Here is a 21,386-nt window from a genome sequence, read left to right on the forward strand (position 1 = left end):
ACGCAAAAAGCAAAGGGGCGCTCCGTTGCGCCCCTTTTTTGTGCCTGCTGCGGGCCGGGCCTACTGGTTGGCCCGGACCTGAAGGTTGAGCAGATCGATCAGGAGCATCGGATCGTCCTCGACCCCCATGAATTCCTCCACGCCCACCGGCTGGGCCGGCTCGGCGGCGATTTCGAAGTTCTGCGGATCGTCGATGAAGGCGTTGACCGCGCCCGACACCATTTCCGAGAAATTCGCGTTGTCCAGTTCGGCGAGCAGCATCGGGACGGTGAACTTGAGCCCCTGTGCGAAGGTTGCGCCGTCAAGCCCCTGCTCGGCCGCGGCGAAATCGAGCGCCTTCATGAAGAGCGAGGCGTCGTTGTAGCGGATCGAGGCGCTGTCGAGCTTGAGAGCTGCGAATTCCGCGAGCATAGACTGCGACAGCCGTTCCATCTGTGCCTCGTCGATCTCCTCGCCGGCTTCGCTGAGTTCGGCCATCTTGAGGTTGATCTTCATGAGTTCGCGATAGAGTTCGCGGGTATAGCCTTCGACGGCGAAATTCATCGAGAGCGAGCCCAGCTCGTCGAGCACGATCGACATATCGGTCATCTCGGCCCGCCCGGTATCCGGCCACCAGGTGCCTTCGCCGGAAAGCTCGGCGCCGAACTGCGCGATGCCGAAGGCAGAAATCACCTCCTGGGCTTCCGCATCGTCGAATGCGCTGAGGTCGGCGCGGACGCCTGCGATCCTGTATCCTGTCGTGATGCCCCCGTCGGCCGCCGCGTTCTCGACCCAGGCCTCCATCGTATCGATCGCGAACAGCTCGGTGCCGTCTTCCTTGGCCACCGTCAGCGGGCCGGCGGAGACGCGGTCGTAAAGGTCCATGCTGACGTCGATCATCGTGTCCATGGTGATCTCGGCCGGCAGCGAAATGCCTTCGGCAAGGATATCGACGAAGGTAAGCGTGATGCCTTCGTCCTCGTCGGTGAACGCGATATCCGCGATCGTCGCGCGCTCGGCGGTGTATCCGCCGTCCGGCGTCTCGACGACACCTTCAAAGACGATCTCGCCAGGGATCACGACGAGGTCCTCGCCGGGCACCGCCAGGGTGAAATTGGCCAGCGTGATTGTGTCGCCTTCAGCCGTGGCGGAGCCGTAGTCGAGGGAGACCCCCATGAACCGGCTCACCTCGACGAGCTTGTCGGCAAAGCCGGTGGCTTCCAGTGCGAAGGCGGGTGTGGCGGTGAGCGCCAGGGCGGCGCCGGCGAGCGCCAGATGCGAAATCCGAGTGTGCATGCTTTTCGTCCCCTTGTGTGTGGTCGGGCGGGCGGATGCGGTGTGGCCCGGTCCCGGGCGATAACGCTATCGATGCCGGTTTCGATCCGATGATCGCACAGCTATGCCCGGCTCCGGTTACACGATGATGAAAAATCGGGCGAAAATGCGCTCAACCGTGCTGCTTGAGGAACGCCACGAGATCGTCGGTGATGTGGTGAACGTGCGGCTGGCCGTCGCCGCGCCCCAGTTCCCAGGGGTCGCACTGGTCGTGGATGAAATCCTCCGCAGCGACCACCTGTACGGTGACCATGCCGTTTTCGTGCGGCACCCTGAGGTTCTTCTCGAGGTCGTCGAACATCACCGCGCGGGCGGGATCGACGCCGTGCGCGGCAAGGAAGCGCTCATAGGCGGCTGGAAGCGGCTTGGGCTCGAACTGCGCGAGCCGGATGTCGAATATCCCCTCGAAGATGTCGGCTGCGCCCAGCCGCTTGAGGACGGACACGGCGTGTCCGGCATCGGCATTGGTGAAGATGAACTTGCGCCCCGGCAGCGCCGCTATGGCGGCCACGAGCTCGGGATGCGCGTTGACGGGCGAATAGTCGATGGCGTGAACAGCGGCGAGATAGTGGTCGGGGTCGACGTCGTGCGTGGTCATCAGGCCGTTGAGCGTCGTGCCATGATCCCGGTAGTAGGCCTTTTGCAGATCCCGCGCGGCCTCGAAATCGAGGCTTGTCACATCCATTACGTAATGGGTGATCAGCGTGTCGATCTGCGCGAAAAGATTGCATTCGCGCGGGTAGAGCGTGTTGTCGAGGTCGAAGATCCAGTCGGTGACATGGTCGAGCGTGCGGACAGAGGGGGTCAATTTGTTCATTGCCCCATTATGCGCCAATTCGGTGAACGGTAAATGACCGGAAACGCCGAAGTGATCGGCGCTACGGCCGGCTTCCGGTTCCGGTATGGCGGCGACAGGCCCTACCGCACGATCAGCGTGCCCGCGCCATGCTCGGTGAAAAGCTCCAGAAGCACGGCATGCGGGGTCTTGCCGTTGACGATCACCACACCCTCAACGCCCCTGTCGAGCGCTTCGATGCAGGTTTCGACCTTGGGGATCATGCCGCCCGAGATCGTGCCGTCGGCCATCAACTGCTTGGCCTCGCGGACCGAAAGTTCGGGGATGAGCGTGCCGGACTTGTCGAGGACGCCGGGCACATCGGTCAAGAAGAGGAGGCGCTTGGCGAAGACCGCGCCCGCGATAGCGCCCGCGAAGGTGTCGGCGTTGATGTTGTAGGTCGCCCCGTCGCGGCCCGGCGCGACAGGGGCGATGACGGGGATCATCTCCGAACGCGCGAGCAGGTCGAGGAGCGTGCGGTCGATCTCGACCGGTTCGCCCACGAAGCCCAGATCGAGAATGCGCTCGATGTTGGAGGTGGGGTCGATGACCGTTTTCTTGGCCTTTTCGGCAAAGACCATGTTGCCGTCTTTCCCGCACAGCCCGATCGCCCATTCGCCCTCGGCGTTGATGAGCGCCACGATCTCCTTGTTGATCGATCCGGCAAGGACCATCTCGACGATTTCGACGGTCCGCTTGTCCGTGACCCGCAATCCGCCCTCGAATTTGGATTCGATATCGAGTTTCTTGAGCATCTCGCCGATCTGCGGGCCGCCGCCGTGAACCACGATCGGGTTGACGCCCGACTGCTTGAGAAGCGCGACGTCGCGGGCGAAAGCCTTACCGAGCGCCGGATCGCCCATGGCGTGGCCGCCATACTTGATGACGACGGTCTTGTTCTCGTAGCGCTGCATGAACGGCAGCGCCTTGGCCAGGATCTCGGCATCGTAGGCGTTTTCGTGGGCGTCGGTCATGGGCGGGGATCGGTCCTCTTCTTATGTTCGCGTTCTAGCGCAAGAATTCGTCCGATGCATAGCCCTGCGCGGCGTTCCATGCTTGAATGGTTTCGGAATTGACGCGAACCGCGGCGCAACGCGGCAGCCCGAGGTGTTTTTTGGATCAGGGCCTAGAAGAGATCGCCGGGCTGATCGCCAGGACGGCACTCGCGGACCGCACGGCGTTCCGTGCGCTCTATGCCCGCACGAGCGCGAAACTTTTCGGCGTCGTGTTGCGTATCCTCGGCAATAGAAGCGAGGCCGAAGATGCGGTGCAGGATATCTACGTCAAGATCTGGCAACGGGCAGACCAGTACAGGGAAGATTTGGGATCGCCAATGACATGGCTGATCACCATCGCCCGCAATCATGCTATCGACATTATCCGCCGCCGCAAGCCCGAGACCCGCGATATCGACGACGCCCGCGAGATCGCCGACCCGAAAATGACGCCTGAACAGTCCGCGGCAAATGCGGGCGAACGCGCCCGGCTCGAAGAATGCCTCGAGACGCTGCCCGAGCAGCGCGCCGACGCGGTGCAAGCGGCCTATGTCGAAGGCTATAGCTATCAGGAGCTTGCGGACCGTTTCGCCATCCCCCTCAACACGATCCGCACGTGGCTGCGCCGCGGACTGATCCAATTGCGGGAGTGCCTGGATAAATGAGCGATTGGAACCTGCCAGGGATCGAAGACGACGGCGATCCGCGGATCACGATGGCCGAATACGTGCTCGGCCTGACCGACCCGGCCGATCGGGCGGCCATCGAGCGCGCCATTGCAAGCAACCCCGAAATCGCCGCCGAGGCGCGGTTCTGGGAGGCGCAGTTTGCCGGGCTCAACACCGAGTACCGGCCGGTGACGCCGCCGGCGGGTACGCTGGCGAGAATCGAGGGCCGTCTGTTTGGCGATCAAACGGCGCAGAAGAAGGCGCGCTGGTATGACAGCCTCGTCTTCTGGCGCGCTGCAACGGGTCTTGCGGTGATGATCGCACTCGTCGCGGTGAGCCTTGCCGTTCTGCCTCCGGCTGGTCCGGCGCCACAGTCCGAGTTGGTCGCAGCGCTGGAGCCGGTTGAAAGCGATGTGTCGGTCCTCGCGCTTTATGAGCCGTCGGACGGGGCGTTGCGGCTGACCGCCCAGGGTGCGCCCGCCGGGGAGGGCAAGGACTATGAGCTTTGGCTTATCGCCGGCGAGGATCCGGCGATATCGCTTGGTGTGATCGGGGTAGGGCAGGCCCATCGCGTACCGGTCGACGCCGCGCTACAGCCGCTCTTTGGCGAGGGCGTGACACTCGCGGTAACGCTTGAGCAGACCGGCGGCTCGCCCACCGGCGTGGCCCAGGGCCCGCTCGTGTCGGCCGGGACGGCGACGGCGATCTAACGACGCAAAAAAATCTCTGCACCGCTGAAACTTTGCGAGACGGCCTCTCGTAGCTGGGGGTGTTGCCGGGGTGATCCGGCACACCAACCTTTTAAGGAGAGACCATCATGATCCGCTTTTCTCTGACCGCACTTGCGGCCTCGACCATCCTCGCCGGCGCAGCCTTTGCGCAGGACAACCCGATGGTGGGCGGCGCGGAGATGTTCGCCGAGCGTAATATCGTCGAAAACGCGATGAACTCCGCCGACCACGAAACGCTCGTCGCCGCCGTCCAGGCCGCGGGGCTCGTCGAGACGCTGCAGGGCGAGGGACCTTTCACGGTCTTCGCGCCGACCGACGAGGCCTTTGCCGCGCTGCCCGAGGGCACCGTAGAAACCCTGCTGCAGCCGGAAAACAGGGACCAGCTCGTCCAGATCCTCACCTGTCACGTGGTCGCGGCCAATGCGATGTCCGAAGCGATCATCGGCATGGTCGACGACGATGGCGGCATGCATCCGGTGGAAACCGTGGGGGGATGTACGCTTGAAGTCACCTATGAAGGCGATCAGGTCATGATCACCGACGAAAACGGCAACACTGCCAACGTGACCATCGCCGACGTCAAGCAGTCGAATGGCGTAATCCACGTGATCGACGCGGTACTGCTGCCCGCCATGTAAGCGCGTCGGTGTCCACTGCGGGCCGGCCGGTGCTCCCTGGCGCCGGGCGGCCCGCGGGGATGCCTGGTCGGACCATTCCGCGCGGTATCCTTGGCGGGGTGCATGAAGCGGTGGTCCGGCCGGGTTCCGGCATGGCTTGTGATAACGCGCTCTTGATTTGGACGTGCGCGCAAGCGTCTGAAATCATGCGGCCGCGTCAGGAGGATACGACATGATTTCCCGCCGTTCGATGATTTTGGGTGCATCCGCTGCTGCCGCGGGGCTTGGGCTTTTCGGCCTTTCGCAGCGTTTCGCGATGGCTCAGCATGCCGAGGGCGAATTCGAGATCGTGCTCTCCGAAGCCGAATGGCGCGAGCGGCTGACGCCCGAGCAATTCTACGTGCTGCGCGAGCACGGGACCGAGCGGGCGTTCACCTCGCCGCTCGACAAGCACTACGAGGCCGGGCTCTATCATTGCGCGGGATGCGACCTGCCGCTTTACGCCTCCGAAGCCAAATACGACAGCGGCACCGGTTGGCCGAGCTTCTGGGAATCGCTCCCCGATGCCATCGGGACCTCGACCGACACCTCGTTCGGCATGGTGAGGACCGAATGCCACTGCCGCCGCTGCGGTGGACACCTGGGGCATATTTTCGACGATGGGCCAGAGCCCACCGGCAAACGCCACTGCATCAATGGCGTGGCATTGACCTTCGTTGCCGCATAAAGGCCCTGTTGCATTCTTGTTGCGTTGCCCCCATAAGTCCGCCCGTTTGAATCAAGCATTGGGCTGCGCGCGCAAATGAAACTGACGATCATCCGGACCGGTGGCGTACCCGCGCCCCTGGCGGATCAGTATCCCTCCTATCCGGCGATGTTCCAGGGCATGTTCGAGCGCGACGGCGCAAAGCTCGCCTATGAAACGGTCGAGCTCGACGCTGGGGCGCCGCTGCCCGACCCCGAAAGCCTCGACGCCATCCTGATCACCGGATCGGCCTACGGGGTTTACGATGACGTCGCGTGGATGGAGCCTCTGCGGGCGTTCATTCGCGGCGCCCACGCGGCGCGGACCAAGATGGTCGGGATCTGCTTCGGCCACCAGGTGATCGCCGACGCGCTCGGCGGCGACGTGCGCAAGTCCGAGAAGGGTTGGGGGCTGGGACGGCATACCTACCAGATCGCCTGCCGCCCGCCCTTCCTCGATGCGCCGCGCGCCAGCCTTTCGGTGGCCTGCTCGCACCAGGACCAGGTAATCACGCCGCCCGAGGGCGCCAGGGTGGTGCTGTCATCCGAATTCACGCCCAATGCCGGGTTGCACTACGCCAACGGCACAACGCTATCCTTCCAGCCGCACCCGGAGTTTTCCGACGAATATGCGCTCCAGCTTGTCAGGCTGCGCAAGGGGCTGGCAGAAGACGCCGTGATCGAAAAGGCCAAGGCGTCCTTCGCCAAGCCCTCCGATAGCCCGCTTTTGACGCGAGCGATCAGCCGGTTCCTGGCCGCCTAGAGCAGGTCAGTTTCAAACGCGGGGTGATCCGCCCCAATTTTCCAAGAAGCGCTCTAGTATCCCTCGCGAATCCGCGCGATCTCGTGGCGCAGGGTGTCGATGCCGATACCCTTTTCGCTTGAGGTGACGATGATTTGCGGGTGCGCGGCAGGGCGCTTGGCGATGGCCTTTTGCGTGGCCTCGATGACGGCGGTGGCGTCTTTTTCGGCGAGCTTGTCGGTCTTGGTGAGCACGACCTGGTAGCTCACGGCCGCCTTGTCGAGTTCATTCATGACCGTCGCGTCATTGGCCTTGGGGCCGTGGCGCGCGTCGACAAGCACGTAGACGCGCCGCAGGTTGGGGCGGCCGCGCAGGAACTGGTGGATGAGCTTGTTCCATTTTTCGACCGCCGGTTTGGGGGCCTTGGCGAAACCGTAGCCGGGCATATCCACAATCCGGATGCCCCCGGCCTGGGGCGCAAAGAGGTTGAGTTCCTGCGTGCGGCCGGGCGTGTTGGAGGTGCGCGCCAAAGCGCGCTGGCCGACGAGCGCGTTGATGAGCGAGGACTTCCCGACATTCGAACGGCCCGCGAACGCGACTTCGACGGTGTCGTCGGCGGGAAGGTCGGACACCCGCACGCAGCCTTTCAAGAACTCCCACGGGCGGGCAAAGAGCAATCGGGTGGTGTCGTCGGGCTGCTCGGTCATGGGAGGTCCTGATTGTGTCGGGCAGTCTTGCCTACTCTGTCCCCATCCCATTCCGCAAGAGGGAGGGATGCGGAGGAGGAGCGCAACGAAAAAGGGCCGGCGAACCGGCCCTTATCGTGTGCTTCTTTGCGCCTACTCGGCGGCGTTGGGCTTCTTGCGCTTGAAGCTGGCCACGATGTTGCCGAAGAGATCCACTTCGACGCCGTGCCGCTTCATGATCACCCATTGCTGAACGATCGAGAGGAAGTTGTTCCACGCCCAGTAGATGACGAGGCCGGCAGGGAAGGTCCCCAGCATGAACGTGAAGATAATCGGCATCCACGCAAAGATAGCTGCCTGTGTCGGATCGGTCGGGGGCGGGTTCAACCGCATCTGGACCCACATAGTGATGCCCATGATGACCGGCCAGATGCCGATGCCCAGGAATGCGCCGATAACCGGGACCATGGTGGGATCGTAGGGCAGAAGGCCGAATAGGTTGAAGATGTGCGTGGGGTCGGGCGCCGCAAGGTCCTGAATCCAGCCAAAGAACGGCGCATGGCGCATTTCGATGGTGACGAACAGCACCTTGTAGAGCGAGAAGAAGACCGGGATCTGGATGAGGATCGGCCAGCACCCGGCGATCGGATTGATCTTCTCGGTCTTGTACAGTTCCATCATCGCCTGCTGCTGGGCGGTGCGGTCGTCTTTGTATTTCTCCTGGATTTCCTTCATCTTCGGCTGCACCCGCCGCATGTTGGCCATCGAGGCATAGCTCTTGTTGGCCAGCGGGAAGAAAATCGCCTTGATGATAACGGTGACCGCCAGGATCGCGAGGCCGAAATTGCCCAGGATCTGATGGAGGAAGCGGATCACGAGGAACATGGGCTTGGTGATGAAGTGGAACCAGCCCCAGTCGATCAGCAACTCGAACTGGCGGATGCCGAAGCCCTGCTCATAGCTGTCGATGATCGATTCCACCTTGGCGCCGGCAAACGCAAGGCTCGTGTGCACCCCGGTACCGCCCGCGGGCACGATGACCGCGCTCTCGGAGACGAAATTGGCGCGGTAATCCTCGCCGCCATTGGAGCGGGTCGAGTGGAAAAAGCGCGCGTTGACCGCCTCGTCCTGGTTGGGGACGATGGCGGTTGCCCAGTATTTGTCGGTGAACCCCAGCCAGCCGCCGGTCGAAGCCACGTCGCGCGAGCCTTCGTCGCGGAGGTTCTGGTAGGTCATCTCGATGAGGTTGGCATCGCCCAAAACGCCGATCGGACCTTCATGCAGGATGAAGAAGTTCTGCGTGTAGGGCGTATAGAGCCGCGCGACCCGCGAATAGGGGTAGAGCGCCACGTCGCCGCCCGTCGTGTTCTCTACGCTCTGTTCGACCGAGAACATGTAGTTCTCGTCGACCGAAATCGTGCGGCGGAAGACAAGGCCTTCGCCATTGTCCCAAACAAGCGTCACCGGCGTTTCCGCGGTGAGCGTTTCGCCCTCCTCGACGGTCCACTCGGTTCCCGCGTCGGGCAGCGCGACATCGGTATTGGCGGGCGCGACCCAGCCCTGCTCGAGGTAGTAGGGTTCGGGTGAACCTGCCGGCGACAATAGCGTGATGGTCGGGCTGTCGGGGTCGGTGGTCTCCTGGTACCGGAGCAGATGCAGATCGTCGATCCGCGCGCCGGTAAGGTTGATCGAGCCCGAAAGTGCGCCTGTATCGATCGCAACCCGATCCGAAGCCGCCAGCGCCGCTTCGCGGCTTTCGAAGCTCACGATGTCGGAGGTTCCCGACGGCGCTTCGCCCGCCGCGCCGGTCTCGGCCACGGGCGCTGCGATATCGGCGCTCTCGGCGGCCTGCTGCTGGGCGGCCTCCTGCTGCGCCTGCTCGAGCTGCGGCCCGGCGACGAAATACTGCCATCCAAAGAGCACGATCATGCTCAGGACGACAGCCAGGATCATGTTGCGATTGTTTTCATTCATGGTGTTTTCGGGTCCGCTGGGCCGGGGCGTTTAAGCGTTCGATCGAAGTGCAAAGGCGTTCGACAAGCGCGGCAAAGGGTTCATTTAAGCTTTCACGCCGGCCGATCAAGACATAGTCGTATCCGCCTTTGAAGCGGTCATGACATGCATGTACGGCGGCCCGCAGCCTGCGCTTGATCCGGTTGCGCTCGGGCGCATTGCCGACCTTCTTGGTTACCGTATATCCCACGCCGGCACCGGGCTCGGCAACTGGAACCGCCTGCAACACAAAGCCGCGCCCGGCAATTTTCTTGCCCCGCGCGGCTCTTAAAAATTGCGCCCGCTTTTTCAGGCGCCTGAGCGCAGATGCCGGTGCCTCCGGCATGACGACCGGACGGCGTCGCTTACGCGGACAGCCGCTTGCGGCCCTGGGCGCGGCGGCGGTTGAGGATCTTGCGGCCGTTCTTGGTGGCCATACGGGCGCGGAAACCGTGCCGGCGCTTGCGCACGAGGTTGCTCGGCTGAAAGGTACGCTTCATTGCTCTTCATACCGCGCGCGCCGCGCGCGATCCTCTAAAAAGATAAAAGATGATCCGAATGTCGAATGCCCGCGCCATGACCCGCGAACGGGCCCGGCCGCAGGCAAGGTTGCGCGGCTTATAAGAAAAAGGGGGGGTAAAGTCAATCAATCCCGATCACGATATTGCCAGCGCTGGCCAGCGCCGGCGGCTGGCGCTAAAAGCTGGGAAAACCGGGCGTATCAAGCGGGGATAACTCTTGGCCGAAACGATCAGGACCGATCTGTGTATCATCGGCGGCGGACCGGGCGGACTGGCGGCCGCCAGAGAAGCCCGGGCCGCGGGCGCCGGCGTGGTGCTCGTCGAGAAGGGCGCGCTCGGCGGCGTGGCGCTCAACCGGGGAAGTCTCGCGGCGCACGCAACCGCGGCGGCGGCAAAAAGGGCGCACCAGATGCGCACGGCGCGCGATCTGGGGATCGGCGCGGAGGAGCCGCGCGTCAATTTCGCGCGGCTCAACGGGCATATCGCCGAGGTGATCGCAGCCGCTGCCGCCGAAGCGAGCCAGGAGCAACTCGCCGCCGACGGGATTACCGTGATCCAGGGAGCGGCGGGGTTCATCGATGCGGGCACGCTCAAGGCCGGCGAGACACAGGTCCGCGCACGGCGCTTCGTCATCGCGACGGGCTCGCGGCCCCTCGTTCCGGATATTCCCGGGCTCGGCGATGTACCGTTCCACACGCCCGAAACGATCTTCGAGCTTACGCGTAAACCCGGCCATCTGATCGTGCTCGGCGGCGGGGAGACCGGGCTGGCGCTCGCTCAGGCCTATCTGCGGCTCGGTGTCGGCGTGACGCTGATCGATATTCTCGAGCCGCTCGGCGATTGCGACGCCGAGCTCACCGCCATCGTCTTGCGGCGTCTGAAAGCCGAAGGGCTCAATCTGATGTCCAATACCGGCGTCGTATCGGTCAGCGGCACCGAGGGCGAGATCGCGCTCGAGGTCAAGTCCGGCGCCGAGGAGCGGCAGATTGGCGGGACGCATCTTCTGGTTGCGGCGGGCCGCCGGCCCGATCTCGACGGGCTGGGCCTTGGCCACGCACGCGTCCGCACAACCGGGGGACAGCTCGAACTCAACGCCTTCGGGCGCACGTCAAACCGCCGGATTTATGCACTCGGCGCGACGGCTGGCGACGCCCGTTCGGTGCACGCGGTCCGGCACCAGGCGAGGCAGATCGTCGGGCACGCGCTCGGCGGCATGTTCGGCGTGCGGACACGGCCGGCAATCCCGCACGTGGTCTATACCGATCCGGAAATCGCGCAGGTGGGGCTCACCGAGGTAGAGGCGCGCAGCCGGCACAAAGCGCGCTTTACCATCACCCGCTTCCCGTTTGCGGCCATAGATCGCGCCCGTGCGCTGGGCGAGACGGAAGGGCATGTCAAGCTCATCACCCACGAAAGCGGACGCATTCTGGGCGCCGGAATTGCCGGGCCGGCGGCAGGCGAACTGATTGCGCTGTTCGCGCTGGCCGTCGCCAAGCGGCTCACCCCCCACGACCTCCAGAGGCTCGTCGTGCCGCATCCGGCCCTTGCCGAAATCGTTCCGGCGCTGGCCGGGGCGTACGCGGAAACCTATGCCGAACCGGGCTGGCGTCAGCGGGTTGCAAAAACCCTGGGACCTCTGCGGGCGATCTGGCGGTAACCGCGTCCGCAAATTGGATTTCCAGCCGCCGCGTAGATGCTTTATGGGTTGCGTATGACCGATCGCGTTCATGCCGGGCCGTTTTCAGGGTTGAGTTTCAAGCTGATCGCCGCGATAGCCGGCGTCATCCTGCTTGTCGAAATCGCGGTCTTTTTCCCCTCTCTCGCCAATTTTCGCGCCGGCTGGCTCGATGACCGGCTGCGCGTGGGCGGCGTTGCCGTGCGGGTTTTTGACGCAGTGCCCGACGTCACCGACCTGCCGGTCGAGATCACCGAGCCCTTGCTGCAATCGGCCGGGGCCCTCGCCATCGTCTATCGGCGCGAGGGGCAGTCGGACCTTATTTCGCTCGACGCCGCGATGATGCCCGAGGAGACCCACACCGCCGACATGCGCGACCGCAACCCGCTCAGGCTGATCGCCGATGCGGTCGATACGATGGTGTCGGGCGGGCGCACATTGCGCATCGTGGGGGTGCCGCCGGGCGCCGGCGACGCGGTGGTCGAGGTCATCATGCCCGAAAGCCCGCTGCGCGCAGACATGCTGTTTTACGCCGGCAACATTGCCATGCTCTCCCTCATCATTGCCGGGGTTACCGCCTTCGCCCTTTATGTATTTGCCGAGCGCCTTCTGATCGGACCCCTTCGGCGGCTGACAGGCGCCGTCCTCGCCTTCGGGCAGAACCCGGAAAACGGGCGACTGATCATACGGCCGAACAAGAACCGCAAGGACGAGATCGGCGTGCTCGAACGTGAGTTCTCCCAGACCCAGGAAGAACTCTTCACCATGCTGCGCCAGCGCCGGCACCTGGCCGATCTTGGTCTCGCGGTCTCCAAGATCAACCATGACCTGCGCAATATGCTGACCTCCGCGCAACTGCTTTCCGACCAGGTGGCGACGCTCGACGATCCGAAGGTGCAAAGGCTGGCGCCGCGGCTCGTCAATACGATCGACAAGGCCACCGAATTCGCCCAGAGCGTGCTCGACTACGGCCGCCAGCAATCGCGTCCGCCCCGTCCCGCCCCGGTCGATCTGCGCGCACTGGGCACCGAAGCGAGCGTGGCAGCCGGGCTCGCCGGGCACCCGCATATCGTCTTCGACAATCGCGTACCCGACGATCTCGTCGTCACCGTCGACCCCGATCACCTCGCCCGCGTCTTTATCAACATCTTCAAGAACGCCCGTGAGGCTCTCGAGACGGCCGCCGATACCATGACCAGCCCGACGGTGACATTCTCGGCCGAGCCGCGCGAGACCACGCTGAGGCTGACCCTGGCCGACAACGGCCCCGGGCTGCCGCCGCGCGCGCGGGAAAACCTGTTCGTCGCCTTCAAGGGCTCGGCGCGTTCGGGCGGCACGGGGCTCGGGCTCGCGATCGCGCGCGAGCTCGTCGAGGCCAACGGCGGAACGATTGCGCTCGCCGAGACGGAAAAAGGCACGGCCTTCACCATCGACCTGCCCCTGCGATAGGCGGGATCGGAAGGCCGTGTCGTTTCATTGCAAAGATTATGTGACCAAGGCTTGCAATAGCGAACAAGCCGTTATAAGCGTTGCGCCAGCCGATCGGGGGTTGACCTCCCGGTGCGATTTTTCCATATCGGCAGCACGCGCTCGTAGCTCAGCTGGATAGAGCACCAGACTACGAATCTGGGGGTCGGGAGTTCGAATCTTCCCGAGCGCGCCATTTCTTTACCGCTACCTTTGCCAGCGCTGGATGTCCGTTTCCTTCAGGGGGTCGGGGCCAGGGCAACTCTGTCGCCTGACTCTTTTCAGGTGGGGCCGGTCCTCGTCTAAATATTAGAAAAGACAAGGCGATTCCGGTGCGAATTCCGCAGTCGTTTCATGATAAAATTTTAGCAACGCGCAGTCCTTGTGCGTGTAGTGCTGCTGAATTCACAATGTTGCCCGAATCGGATACAAAAACGTCACCCGTTCGAAGGGGAGTTCTATTTTTCTGTCACTTCTTTCCGGTCGGGAAGAAGCCGGATTTGGTTAAAATAGACAGGAAACTCTCAGAAAATTCAAAAGGATGTGCGCGCACAGTCGCAGCAACGATTTCGCTCGGAGGCTAAATGCGGATCACCCCCAGAGTCGGTTCGGCGATACTTGCTCTATCCATCCTCCTTGTAACGCCGTCCGCGCACGCTATCGCGCCATGGCCAGGGCAGGAGAGTTTCGGCCCGCTCGGTCGCATATCGACCGCCGGGAGTTTCGCGACGCCCTTGGGTTTTCAGGTTTTCTGCTTGCGCGCGCCCGCGCGTTGCCAGCCCACCCCTGAGGCCACGCCGGAATTGACGCCCGATCTCTTTGCGCTGCTCGATCAGGTCAACCGCGAAGTCAACGCCGCGATACGGCCTCAGCTGCGCGCGAGCCAGATATGGGAATTGGGGGCCGAGGCGGGGGATTGCAAAGACTACGCAATGAACAAGTGGAACCGGCTGATCGAGATGGGCGTGCCCGCCGGGGCCCTGCATTTGGCGATTGGGTACACCGAGGACGGTGTCGGCCACGCGGTCGTGCTCGTTCGCACCGCCCAGGGTGATCTTGTTCTCGACAATCTCGCGGACGAAGTCCTGGCGTGGAACGAAGTCACCCACGACCTTGTGGCGATGGCGACGAGCAATCCGCTCCGGTGGACGGCTGCGAGTTGATTTTCGTCCGGTGTCTGGCGGCGCCGGGCTGCAATTTGCGCCAGGGAAGGCCCTGGAACACGTTAACGAGACATTAGCCACGACGCGCTCATCATCGACACGCGTGAGATGTCGTGCAGACCGGGTATGCCGATGTTGGCTTTTACGAGCCTTTTTGCAGCAGGGTTCTTCCAGCTCTTCGCCGGGGGCGCTGCCCTTCTGGCGGGCGTGGCGATTCTGCTCGGCGTGTCCGTCCTGGCCGTGTCTTTTGCCGGCCTGCCGATCCTGACATCGATCGGGCTGCTTCTCGCCTTCAATCTCGGACTTGCAGCCGCGCTTGTGGGCCACGCCCTTCTGGCCGATCGATTCTGACCTTCTCTTGCTGACTGTGCATCCGGCCTTTTCCCGGCCGGCCCATTCCGCGGGGCCGGCTAGCCAGGTCAATTGTCCAAATAAGATGTAACCAGTCAGGATAATACTGCGCGGCTAAGTATGCGGAAATAGTCGGGAAATTATCGATCTCTGCAATTTCGATATGCGAATTCGTCATTTTATGGTATTTAAATAACATGGTTAGTGAAGCGTTGACGGCGTTTCCGGACCAAATTGAAATGACATAGCGGGAGAAAAACCGTGTCGGGGGACGCAGCAGGGGGCCGCAGGTTCATGCAACCTGCGGCACGGTTGGCTAGTATCCACAAGACCTCCGGCGCCATTTCGGGATCAGACCCTAAAAAGCCGGATCAGTTGGCGCAATTGTCGAGGTCAGAACTGCCGATCGAATACATCGGTGAGTGGCCTGCGGAGCCGACGTTCAGTCGCGCCCGCGCTGCGCAATTGGCCGTCAAGCAAATGCTTGACGTGTTGCTCGCTGCGATGGCGCTTTCCGTACTGTGGCCGTTTCTGCTCGCCATCGCCATCGCCATTCGCACGACAAGCAAGGGTCCGGCGCTCTTTTGCCAGATGCGCGAAGGTCACAACGGCCGCAGTTTTGCAATCTACAAATTCCGCACGATGTACACGGAGGCCTGCGACACGTCGGGTGTCGCCCAGACGGTTGCGCACGACCCGCGGGTCACCCCGCTTGGCGGAGTGCTGCGCCGCACGAACGTCGACGAGCTGCCGCAGCTTTTCAATGTCCTGCGTGGCGAGATGTCTCTGGTCGGGCCGCGACCGCATCCGATCGGGATGCAGGCGGCCGGGCAACCCTATCGGGATCTTGTCCCTTACTACGACCTTCGGCTGGCGATGAAACCCGGCCTTTCGGGTTGGGCCCAGGTGTCGGGGCTGCGAGGCCCTACGCGCAACCCGGTCCTCGCGCGCGCGCGGATCGACCATGACATCGCCTACATCCAGAACTTCTCGGTTCTGCTCGATCTCAAGATCATCATGCGCACGGTTTTTCAGGAGATGAGGCACGGAAGCGGAAGCTGACTAAAGAATAGGTAACGGTGCGCGCAAGCGCGGGGACGGAGTTGGAGTAAGATGAAAGCTGGATACAACGTTAAAAGGGTTCTGGTTACCGGAGGAGCGGGTTTTATCGGGTCGCATCTTTGCGACCGGCTTTTGCGGGACGGACATGAGGTCCTGTGCGTCGACAATTTCTTCACCGGCAGCAGGGCCAACATCGCACATCTTATCGGGCACCCCCGATTTGAATTGATGCGTCACGACATCACGGTGCCGCTCTACGTTGAAATCGACGAGATCTTCAATCTGGCATGCCCAGCCTCGCCGGTTCACTATCAGTTCGATCCGGTGCAAACGACGAAAACGAGCGTCATCGGCGCCATGAACATGCTGGGATTGGCCAGGCGGGTGAAAGCCCCCATCCTTCAGGCGTCGACCTCCGAAGTTTATGGCGACCCTTACCAGCATCCTCAAAACGAAACATACTGGGGCAACGTCAATCCGATCGGGCCGCGGGCGTGTTACGATGAAGGCAAGCGTTGCGCCGAGACGCTCTTTTTCGATTATCGCCGCAAGTACGGCATGCCGATAAAGGTCGCCCGCATCTTCAATACCTACGGACCGCGCATGAACGTTGCGGATGGGCGCGTCGTTTCGAACTTTGTGGTTCAGGCCCTTCGCGGGGAAGCGTTGACGCTTTATGGCGACGGAGAGCAGACGCGTTCGTTCTGCTATGTCGAGGACCTTGTCGACGGACTCATCCGGCTGATGGCCACCGACGACTCGACCACGGGACCGATCAACCTCGGCAATCCAGCGGAGTTCACCATCCGGGAACTGGCAATGGCCGTAACGCGGATCACAGGTTCGGGCAGGGCGCCGGTCAACCGGCCACTGCCCGTCGACGATCCCAGGCAGCGCAAACCCGATATCGGCGCCGCCAAGGCGTTCCTCGGATGGGCACCCAAAGTGCAGCTCGAGGAGGGCCTGGAGGCCACCGTCGCCTATTTCAGGGATATCCTGGAGCTACCCGAGCCTCTTCCGGCCGTGCCAGCGGTGACCGTCGAAGGCGTCTTCACTGCGACGCAGGTCATGCCGCAGCGCCACAACGGGACGCTGCATTCGGTCCGGTAAGTCATCCGGCTCCCTGTCACAGGGAGCCGGCTTTCCCGTTCGTTCACGCTTGCACTGCGCGCGCATAGCATTCGGCCGTCTGCGCCGCTATGCTGTCCCAGCCGTATTTTTCCATCACGAACGCTCTGTTGTCGGCATATTGTCGAGCCAGCGCCTGGCGGTCGCGGAGTGCCGCCGCAAGCGTATCGCGCAGGCTGCCCACGCTGTCGCGTTCGCAAACCAGCGCCCGGTACCCTCCATTGCCGTCCGCGACGACTTCGAGATTTTCGGGCAGATCGCTGACGATGACAGGCAAATTGTGGCCAAGCGCTTCGATCAGGGCGACCGGCAGGCCTTCAAGCACCGACGGCAGCACGAAGAACGCGGCATTGCCGAAAAGGCCGTCGAGCGCCTCGCCATAGACAGGCCCGGTGAGAACGATCCTTTCGTCGCCCGCTGCGAGGCCGGAGAGCCTGGCTACCGCATCGTCGCTGCCGCCGCCGACGATCACCAGCTTCATATCCGTTTCGAGCTGGCGGAAGGCCTCGATCAGGAGGTCGACACGTTTGCATTCGACCAGCCGGCCCACGAAAATGAAATAGCCCTTGGGCGCCAGCCCGAGTTGCGTTCTCATGTGATCCTCTGCCGGGACGTTTTTCACCGTTGAGCCGTTGGGAATGTAGTCGAGCGGCTTTCGATGGCGGGCCTCCAGATCCGAGCGCATCGATCGCGAAACGCAGATGACGGCATTCGCGTGGCGCATGGCCATGGTTTCTCCGAACCGGATATAGGTCCGGGCGATCAACCCCCATTTTTCGCGCAGGTAGTCCAGGCCGTGGCAGGTGACCACGACGGGACGGCGAAACAATCGAAACAGACCAGTCATGACCGCGGGGCCGAACGCGTGCAGGTGCACCAGGTCGTACCCTTGTCCGAGCGCGTGCAGGCTGGCGAGCATCGAATAGACCACCATCTCGGTGTTTTTGCCCCGGATGGTCGGGATGTAGACCAGCCGCATGCCCTTGTAGGTTTCCGTGGCGCGACGACCCATGCAATAGACCGTGACCTCGTGGCCGGCATCGACCAGCCTCGCCCCGATTTCCTCAACGGCCACTTCGATGCCGCTGTAATTGGCGGGCAGGCCGCGCAACCCGATCATCGCGATTTTCATCCGCTTTCGCTGCCCCCGCTTACTGTTTGACCCTTGGTGCGCGCCCTGTCGCGCGTGAGCCGCGAGATCGCGCGACCCGGGGATAACGCCGCGCCCGCCAGCAAATTCAGGTGGCCCGAGATCCTGCGGCCCTCGGCAAGTTCGGCGATCGCGATCCTGTACTGGCGCAGCGCCATCACATCGAGCTTGTCGGCGATGCGTGTCCAGATCGGCCTGGATCGTGCCGTACCGAGGAATGCGGCGTAGCTGATCTCCTGCATTCCGGCCCGCCGCCGGCGTGCACAGTCCCGTGCATAGGCGATGCCGATCGTCTGCCGCTCGAGATGTTTTAGCGAGACGTTGCCGGCATGATACCTGTAGCCATAGAGATCCGCCTCGAGGTTCGCCATGCGGCCGACCTCGCTGAACCGCAAGAACATGTCCCAGTCTTCGCCCATGCCGCTGACACGATAGCCGCCGGCAGCGCGCATGGTTTCGGTTCGGGCCATCATGGCCCCGTGGATGATCGAGAGCTGGCCGGTCTGGAGTCCTGCCTCGATGTCCGCATGTGCAACGGGGAGCCGAGGGGTCATCGCCTTGCGGCCCGATTGCCCGAAATAGTGGAACTGGCATCCAACCATCGCGACGTCGGGATTGTGCGCCAGGAACTCGTATTGAAGCCTCAACCGGTCCCGATCGCACAGATCGTCGGCATCCATGCGCGCGAACAAGGGTGTCTGACACGTATCCAGCCCGCGCTGGAGCGTGGCACCCAGGCCCAGGTTTCGGCCCGAAGGCGCGACCTTGAGGCGCGGATCCTGGATCGAGTTCAGATAAGCCAACGAGCCGTCGGTTGAGCCGTCGTCGAGCGCCAGAATCTCGATGTCCGCAAGCGTCTGGTCGAGCAGGCACGCAAGAGCGTCCCTGAGATAGGGTAATCCGTTATAGACCGGTAGAAGGACGGTAACCTTGGGCATCTGGGCTATCCTGAACGATCGGCCGCCCGAGCAGCCGCGTTTCGTGAACCTGTTTGCGGACGACCATCAACTGGGCGATGAAGGCCGCAACGAATGGGCCGAGATTGACGACGAAACCCGAATCCAGCGCGCTGAAGGCAAGGATCGGGCCGCATATCCCGATCGGAGCGACCCGCGCGTGGGCGCGCAGGCGCTTGCCGGGGAATGCGAGCCGTACGGACCAGTAAAGCAGTGAAAAGACGCATAGCGTGGCCATGATCGCACCAAGCACACCGGTCTCGATCATGGCCTGCAGGAAAAGGTTGTGCGCATGCACGACCCCCTCGCCCCAGTAGCGTCCGATAAGAGGATCGGCCCGGAGCGAGCGGAAGCCTTCGCCCCACCAGCTTGCCTGGGCGCGTTCGAGCGCGATCTCGTAAATCGAGGAGCGCCCGGTCAGCGAGGCGAATGCGTCGACCGACTGGCCGCGCAGGAAATACTCCATGGCATCGTCGACGGCCGCCGGTACGAAGATTACAGACAAGGCGGCGACGCTGCCTGCGAGAACAAGGATGTGGGTGCGCCGCTGCAGGATCATGACGATGACGAGGCCCAGCGCCATTCCCGCGATCGCCGTGCGGCTGACCGTGGCGAGGACGGTCACGAACAGAAACCCGAAAAGCAGCCAGCCCCAGGGCGTTCTGTCGTCCGGGTCGTTGGCGAACGCGGCGACCGCACCCATGGCCGCGACAACAGAGAGCTGACTGGGGTGCCCGATCGCTGTCGAGAGCCGCCAGATTTCACCGGGCGAGCCGCCATACCGGATGTACATTTCCTCGGCGCCAACGATCCAGTCCATGCCGAATGTGAGCCCGGTTTCGCCCAAGGCGACCAGGATCCAGTTGAGCGCGGCGTAGGCCGAGATCCAGTACAGCAGCCGCTTTGCCGACAGGCCGACTGAGGCAAGCAACATCACGAACACGGCGATCTGGAAGACGTAGAACGCGCTGAATGCCGGCGAAATCGAGTAAACGACGCTCAGCGCGGCAAAAACCATGAAACCGGCGTACCAAAAGAGCGGCCCCCCGTCGAAGACCCACCAGACGGTCCTCCGGCGAAGAACAAGAAGAGCGGCGATGGCCGCCAGAGCGACCCAGGACCCGATTTGAAACGCAACCTGCGCATCGATCGCGTTCTGCCCGACCAGCGCATCCACATCGCGCGTCCGGAACGATCCGAAGGTTGCGACGATCCAAAGAAAGACGAGCCAGCCCGATATGTCGGTTGCGAACCTTTCCGGTCTTGTCGTCCGAACCGGCCTTGCCCGCGCCATCGCCTTCAATTCCTTGTGACGTGCCAAAAGGCGGCGGTTCTGACGAGGGCGGCGAGCGTGTCGCCGACAAGTAGCGCAATGGCCGCTCCGACAAGGCCCAGGGGTTCGAAAAGTGCCACGGTTGCACCGATCGTCGCCAGCAGCCCGGCCACATTGGCCGCGGCATTCCAAATGGATCGATGGACGGCCCAGACGGCGACATAAGCCGCCATGGCGGCGGATCGGACCAACGCCGCCACTGCAAGCGCCGTAATCACGCCCTGAAGGCCACCGAACCCGTCTCCGTAGAGCAGGGCCAGTAGGGGGCCGCCAACAAGGATGAGCGGAATGGCCAGCGGCAGGACGATGAGGGACAATCTGACGGCTGTGGTCCCCGTGTAGCGCCGAAGTTCACGCGTTTTTCCTTCGCTCGAAAGGAGCGCGGCCTGGGGCATGACGGCGTTCGCCAATCCTTGGGTGAGCGGGTTCGTCAGCATGACGAGCGTATGGCATGCCGCAAATTGGCCGACGAAGGACGGCGTTGCGAGAACGGCAAGCAGCCAGGGCGCAATATAGAGCTGCGCAATGAACGTGCCCAAAGCCAGAAGATTGCCCGATCCGAGCCGGAGGTGCGAGCCAAGGTGTTCCCGCCAAGCCGCGGGTTCCAGGCTCAGAGCAGGCGCTGCGCGTCGCCACCATGCCCAGATGCCGACGATCTGGGCAACAAAAGCGCCCAGCAGGATTGCAAAAAGGCTCGTGAGGCGTGTGATTGCGAGCAGGCCCAGCCAGCCTATGTGGAGGGCCGCGATCGCAAGATCGAGCCCCAGAGCGAGGTTCGGCTTGAAGGTCGCCATCGCGTAACGCCGCGCCAGTTCCCGGGTCAGAACCGCGGGCAGCCAGAGCGCCGCCGCCGCCAGCGGTAATGTCAGTCCGGGAACGTTGAAATACGCATAGGCGGTTGCCAAAACGGCGGAAGCGAAGACAACCGCCACCAGCAGCGCATGATGAATAAGCACGCTGCCCAGATAAGCCCGCCGGTGCGCGTCGGCGTATTTGTGGATCAAAGAGGTCATCGGAGCGGCGATCAGAGATTCGGCCGCCGCGATCAGAAAAGTCAGAACCGTGAAGATGAGGATGTAGATACCTAGGTCGCTCGCGCCCATCCAGCGACCAATGAAGACCGTGGTCACGAAGTTCACGCCACTAATGACGGCCTGGTCGAGAACAGAAACAAGCCCGCGCGACCGCATCATCGAGAAGACTGACGGTCGTGCGAGAACTTTCTCTGCCATGGCGGGAGCACTTAACTTTCCAAA

Annotated in this window: 22 protein-coding genes and 1 tRNA gene; 12 read left to right on the forward strand and 11 right to left on the reverse strand. The window is 63.0% G+C overall.

Features of this window, described 5'->3' with window-relative positions; genetic code table 11:
* Positions 1 to 60 precede the first annotated feature (60 nt).
* From LSG43_RS03210 to argB, 3 genes are all read right to left on the reverse strand, one after another.
* A complete protein-coding gene (locus LSG43_RS03210) occupies positions 61 to 1,275 on the reverse strand; it encodes an aq_1923 C-terminal domain (protein ID WP_231801221.1) in 1,215 nt (404 codons plus the stop codon).
* 151 nt (positions 1,276 to 1,426) lie between these two features.
* Entirely contained in the window at positions 1,427 to 2,131 is a 705-nt protein-coding gene (locus tag LSG43_RS03215) for a pyrimidine 5'-nucleotidase (protein WP_231801223.1), read from the reverse strand.
* Between the two features lie 101 nt (positions 2,132 to 2,232).
* On the reverse strand, positions 2,233 to 3,123 hold the full coding sequence (gene argB, locus LSG43_RS03220; RefSeq protein ID WP_231801225.1) for an acetylglutamate kinase: 891 nt from the start codon (positions 3,121 to 3,123) through the stop codon (positions 2,233 to 2,235).
* 140 nt (positions 3,124 to 3,263) lie between these two features.
* On the opposite strand from argB, the gene LSG43_RS03225 reads away from it, so the two are divergent.
* From LSG43_RS03225 to LSG43_RS03245, 5 genes are all read left to right on the forward strand, one after another.
* Entirely contained in the window at positions 3,264 to 3,809 is a 546-nt protein-coding gene (locus LSG43_RS03225) for a sigma-70 family RNA polymerase sigma factor (RefSeq protein WP_231801227.1), read from the forward strand.
* Entirely contained in the window at positions 3,806 to 4,522 is a 717-nt protein-coding gene (locus LSG43_RS03230) for an anti-sigma factor (RefSeq protein ID WP_231801229.1), read from the forward strand. Before LSG43_RS03225 ends, LSG43_RS03230 begins: the two co-directional genes overlap by 4 nt.
* A gap of 107 nt (positions 4,523 to 4,629) precedes the next feature.
* The gene (locus tag LSG43_RS03235) at positions 4,630 to 5,181 is read left to right on the forward strand and encodes a fasciclin domain-containing protein (protein WP_231801230.1); all 552 of its coding nucleotides are present in this window, start codon (positions 4,630 to 4,632) and stop codon (positions 5,179 to 5,181) included.
* 211 nt (positions 5,182 to 5,392) lie between these two features.
* The gene (msrB, locus tag LSG43_RS03240) at positions 5,393 to 5,887 is read left to right on the forward strand and encodes a peptide-methionine (R)-S-oxide reductase MsrB (protein ID WP_231801231.1); all 495 of its coding nucleotides are present in this window, start codon (positions 5,393 to 5,395) and stop codon (positions 5,885 to 5,887) included.
* A gap of 75 nt (positions 5,888 to 5,962) precedes the next feature.
* On the forward strand, positions 5,963 to 6,667 hold the full coding sequence (locus tag LSG43_RS03245) for a glutamine amidotransferase-related protein (RefSeq protein WP_231801232.1): 705 nt from the start codon (positions 5,963 to 5,965) through the stop codon (positions 6,665 to 6,667).
* 53 nt (positions 6,668 to 6,720) lie between these two features.
* Here the strand turns inward: LSG43_RS03245 and yihA are convergent, their stop codons facing one another.
* The 4 genes from yihA to rpmH all read right to left on the reverse strand — a co-directional run bounded on the left by yihA (position 6,721) and on the right by rpmH (position 9,824).
* Complete coding sequence (gene yihA, locus LSG43_RS03250; protein WP_231801233.1) at positions 6,721 to 7,353, reverse strand: ribosome biogenesis GTP-binding protein YihA/YsxC; 633 nt, start codon at positions 7,351 to 7,353, stop codon at positions 6,721 to 6,723.
* A 132-nt stretch (positions 7,354 to 7,485) separates the two neighbouring features.
* Positions 7,486 to 9,306: a membrane protein insertase YidC gene (gene yidC / locus LSG43_RS03255; protein WP_231801234.1), complete on the reverse strand. Its 1,821-nt coding sequence runs from the start codon at positions 9,304 to 9,306 to the stop codon at positions 7,486 to 7,488.
* Positions 9,299 to 9,670, reverse strand: a complete 372-nt coding sequence (gene rnpA / locus LSG43_RS03260; protein WP_231801235.1) for a ribonuclease P protein component — start codon at positions 9,668 to 9,670, stop codon at positions 9,299 to 9,301. The genes yidC and rnpA overlap by 8 nt, the downstream gene beginning before the upstream one ends.
* Positions 9,671 to 9,689: 19 nt before the next feature.
* Positions 9,690 to 9,824, reverse strand: a complete 135-nt coding sequence (rpmH, locus tag LSG43_RS03265) for a 50S ribosomal protein L34 (RefSeq protein WP_127073147.1) — start codon at positions 9,822 to 9,824, stop codon at positions 9,690 to 9,692.
* A gap of 238 nt (positions 9,825 to 10,062) precedes the next feature.
* On the opposite strand from rpmH, the gene LSG43_RS03270 reads away from it, so the two are divergent.
* From LSG43_RS03270 to LSG43_RS03300, 7 genes are all read left to right on the forward strand, one after another.
* Entirely contained in the window at positions 10,063 to 11,502 is a 1,440-nt protein-coding gene (locus tag LSG43_RS03270) for a dihydrolipoyl dehydrogenase family protein (RefSeq protein WP_231801236.1), read from the forward strand.
* A 54-nt stretch (positions 11,503 to 11,556) separates the two neighbouring features.
* Entirely contained in the window at positions 11,557 to 12,969 is a 1,413-nt protein-coding gene (locus tag LSG43_RS03275) for a sensor histidine kinase (protein ID WP_231801237.1), read from the forward strand.
* 137 nt (positions 12,970 to 13,106) lie between these two features.
* Positions 13,107 to 13,183: transfer RNA gene (locus LSG43_RS03280), tRNA-Arg, on the forward strand.
* A gap of 388 nt (positions 13,184 to 13,571) precedes the next feature.
* Positions 13,572 to 14,150 (forward strand): transglutaminase-like cysteine peptidase, encoded by a 579-nt coding sequence (locus LSG43_RS03285; protein ID WP_231801239.1) that lies wholly within the window; start codon positions 13,572 to 13,574, stop codon positions 14,148 to 14,150.
* 132 nt (positions 14,151 to 14,282) lie between these two features.
* Complete coding sequence (locus LSG43_RS03290; RefSeq protein WP_231801241.1) at positions 14,283 to 14,501, forward strand: hypothetical protein; 219 nt, start codon at positions 14,283 to 14,285, stop codon at positions 14,499 to 14,501.
* 261 nt (positions 14,502 to 14,762) lie between these two features.
* Positions 14,763 to 15,563 carry a sugar transferase gene (locus LSG43_RS03295; protein ID WP_231801243.1) on the forward strand — a complete coding sequence of 267 codons (801 nt, stop codon included), beginning with the start codon at positions 14,763 to 14,765 and terminating at the stop codon, positions 15,561 to 15,563.
* A 51-nt stretch (positions 15,564 to 15,614) separates the two neighbouring features.
* Complete coding sequence (locus LSG43_RS03300; protein ID WP_231801245.1) at positions 15,615 to 16,673, forward strand: UDP-glucuronic acid decarboxylase family protein; 1,059 nt, start codon at positions 15,615 to 15,617, stop codon at positions 16,671 to 16,673.
* Positions 16,674 to 16,716: 43 nt separating this feature from the next.
* On the opposite strand, the gene LSG43_RS03305 is transcribed toward LSG43_RS03300, so the two are convergent.
* The 4 genes from LSG43_RS03305 to LSG43_RS03320 are packed head-to-tail and all read right to left on the reverse strand — an operon-like array spanning position 16,717 to position 21,362.
* The gene (locus LSG43_RS03305; protein ID WP_231801247.1) at positions 16,717 to 17,811 is read right to left on the reverse strand and encodes a glycosyltransferase family 4 protein; all 1,095 of its coding nucleotides are present in this window, start codon (positions 17,809 to 17,811) and stop codon (positions 16,717 to 16,719) included.
* Positions 17,812 to 17,819: 8 nt separating this feature from the next.
* The gene (locus LSG43_RS03310) at positions 17,820 to 18,779 is read right to left on the reverse strand and encodes a glycosyltransferase family 2 protein (RefSeq protein WP_231801248.1); all 960 of its coding nucleotides are present in this window, start codon (positions 18,777 to 18,779) and stop codon (positions 17,820 to 17,822) included.
* Positions 18,745 to 20,091 carry an O-antigen ligase family protein gene (locus LSG43_RS03315; protein WP_231801250.1) on the reverse strand — a complete coding sequence of 449 codons (1,347 nt, stop codon included), beginning with the start codon at positions 20,089 to 20,091 and terminating at the stop codon, positions 18,745 to 18,747. Before LSG43_RS03315 ends, LSG43_RS03310 begins: the two co-directional genes overlap by 35 nt.
* 5 nt (positions 20,092 to 20,096) lie before the next feature.
* Positions 20,097 to 21,362, reverse strand: a complete 1,266-nt coding sequence (locus LSG43_RS03320) for a lipopolysaccharide biosynthesis protein (protein WP_231801251.1) — start codon at positions 21,360 to 21,362, stop codon at positions 20,097 to 20,099.
* Between the last annotated feature and the right edge of the window lie 24 nt (positions 21,363 to 21,386).

Source organism: Pelagibacterium xiamenense, from assembly GCF_021166475.1.
Classification (GTDB): Bacteria; Pseudomonadota; Alphaproteobacteria; order Rhizobiales; family Devosiaceae; genus Pelagibacterium; species Pelagibacterium xiamenense.

Excerpts from the sequence above, each read along its gene's own strand:
- LSG43_RS03210 (WP_231801221.1), bottom strand. The coding sequence starts at position 1,275 with ATGCACACTCGGATTTCGCATCTGGCGCTCGCCGGCGCCGCCCTGGCG.
- LSG43_RS03215 (WP_231801223.1), bottom strand. The coding sequence starts at position 2,131 with ATGAACAAATTGACCCCCTCTGTCCGCACGCTCGACCATGTCACCGAC.
- argB (WP_231801225.1), bottom strand. The coding sequence starts at position 3,123 with ATGACCGACGCCCACGAAAACGCCTACGATGCCGAGATCCTGGCCAAG.
- LSG43_RS03230 (WP_231801229.1), top strand. The coding sequence starts at position 3,806 with ATGAGCGATTGGAACCTGCCAGGGATCGAAGACGACGGCGATCCGCGG.
- LSG43_RS03235 (WP_231801230.1), top strand. The coding sequence starts at position 4,630 with ATGATCCGCTTTTCTCTGACCGCACTTGCGGCCTCGACCATCCTCGCC.
- msrB (WP_231801231.1), top strand. The coding sequence starts at position 5,393 with ATGATTTCCCGCCGTTCGATGATTTTGGGTGCATCCGCTGCTGCCGCG.
- LSG43_RS03245 (WP_231801232.1), top strand. The coding sequence starts at position 5,963 with ATGAAACTGACGATCATCCGGACCGGTGGCGTACCCGCGCCCCTGGCG.
- yihA (WP_231801233.1), bottom strand. The coding sequence starts at position 7,353 with ATGACCGAGCAGCCCGACGACACCACCCGATTGCTCTTTGCCCGCCCG.
- yidC (WP_231801234.1), bottom strand. The coding sequence starts at position 9,306 with ATGAATGAAAACAATCGCAACATGATCCTGGCTGTCGTCCTGAGCATG.
- rnpA (WP_231801235.1), bottom strand. The coding sequence starts at position 9,670 with ATGCCGGAGGCACCGGCATCTGCGCTCAGGCGCCTGAAAAAGCGGGCG.
- rpmH (WP_127073147.1), bottom strand. The coding sequence starts at position 9,824 with ATGAAGCGTACCTTTCAGCCGAGCAACCTCGTGCGCAAGCGCCGGCAC.
- LSG43_RS03275 (WP_231801237.1), top strand. The coding sequence starts at position 11,557 with ATGACCGATCGCGTTCATGCCGGGCCGTTTTCAGGGTTGAGTTTCAAG.
- LSG43_RS03285 (WP_231801239.1), top strand. The coding sequence starts at position 13,572 with ATGCGGATCACCCCCAGAGTCGGTTCGGCGATACTTGCTCTATCCATC.
- LSG43_RS03290 (WP_231801241.1), top strand. The coding sequence starts at position 14,283 with ATGTTGGCTTTTACGAGCCTTTTTGCAGCAGGGTTCTTCCAGCTCTTC.
- LSG43_RS03300 (WP_231801245.1), top strand. The coding sequence starts at position 15,615 with ATGAAAGCTGGATACAACGTTAAAAGGGTTCTGGTTACCGGAGGAGCG.
- LSG43_RS03305 (WP_231801247.1), bottom strand. The coding sequence starts at position 17,811 with ATGATCGGGTTGCGCGGCCTGCCCGCCAATTACAGCGGCATCGAAGTG.
- LSG43_RS03310 (WP_231801248.1), bottom strand. The coding sequence starts at position 18,779 with ATGCCCAAGGTTACCGTCCTTCTACCGGTCTATAACGGATTACCCTAT.
- LSG43_RS03315 (WP_231801250.1), bottom strand. The coding sequence starts at position 20,091 with ATGGCGCGGGCAAGGCCGGTTCGGACGACAAGACCGGAAAGGTTCGCA.
- LSG43_RS03320 (WP_231801251.1), bottom strand. The coding sequence starts at position 21,362 with ATGGCAGAGAAAGTTCTCGCACGACCGTCAGTCTTCTCGATGATGCGG.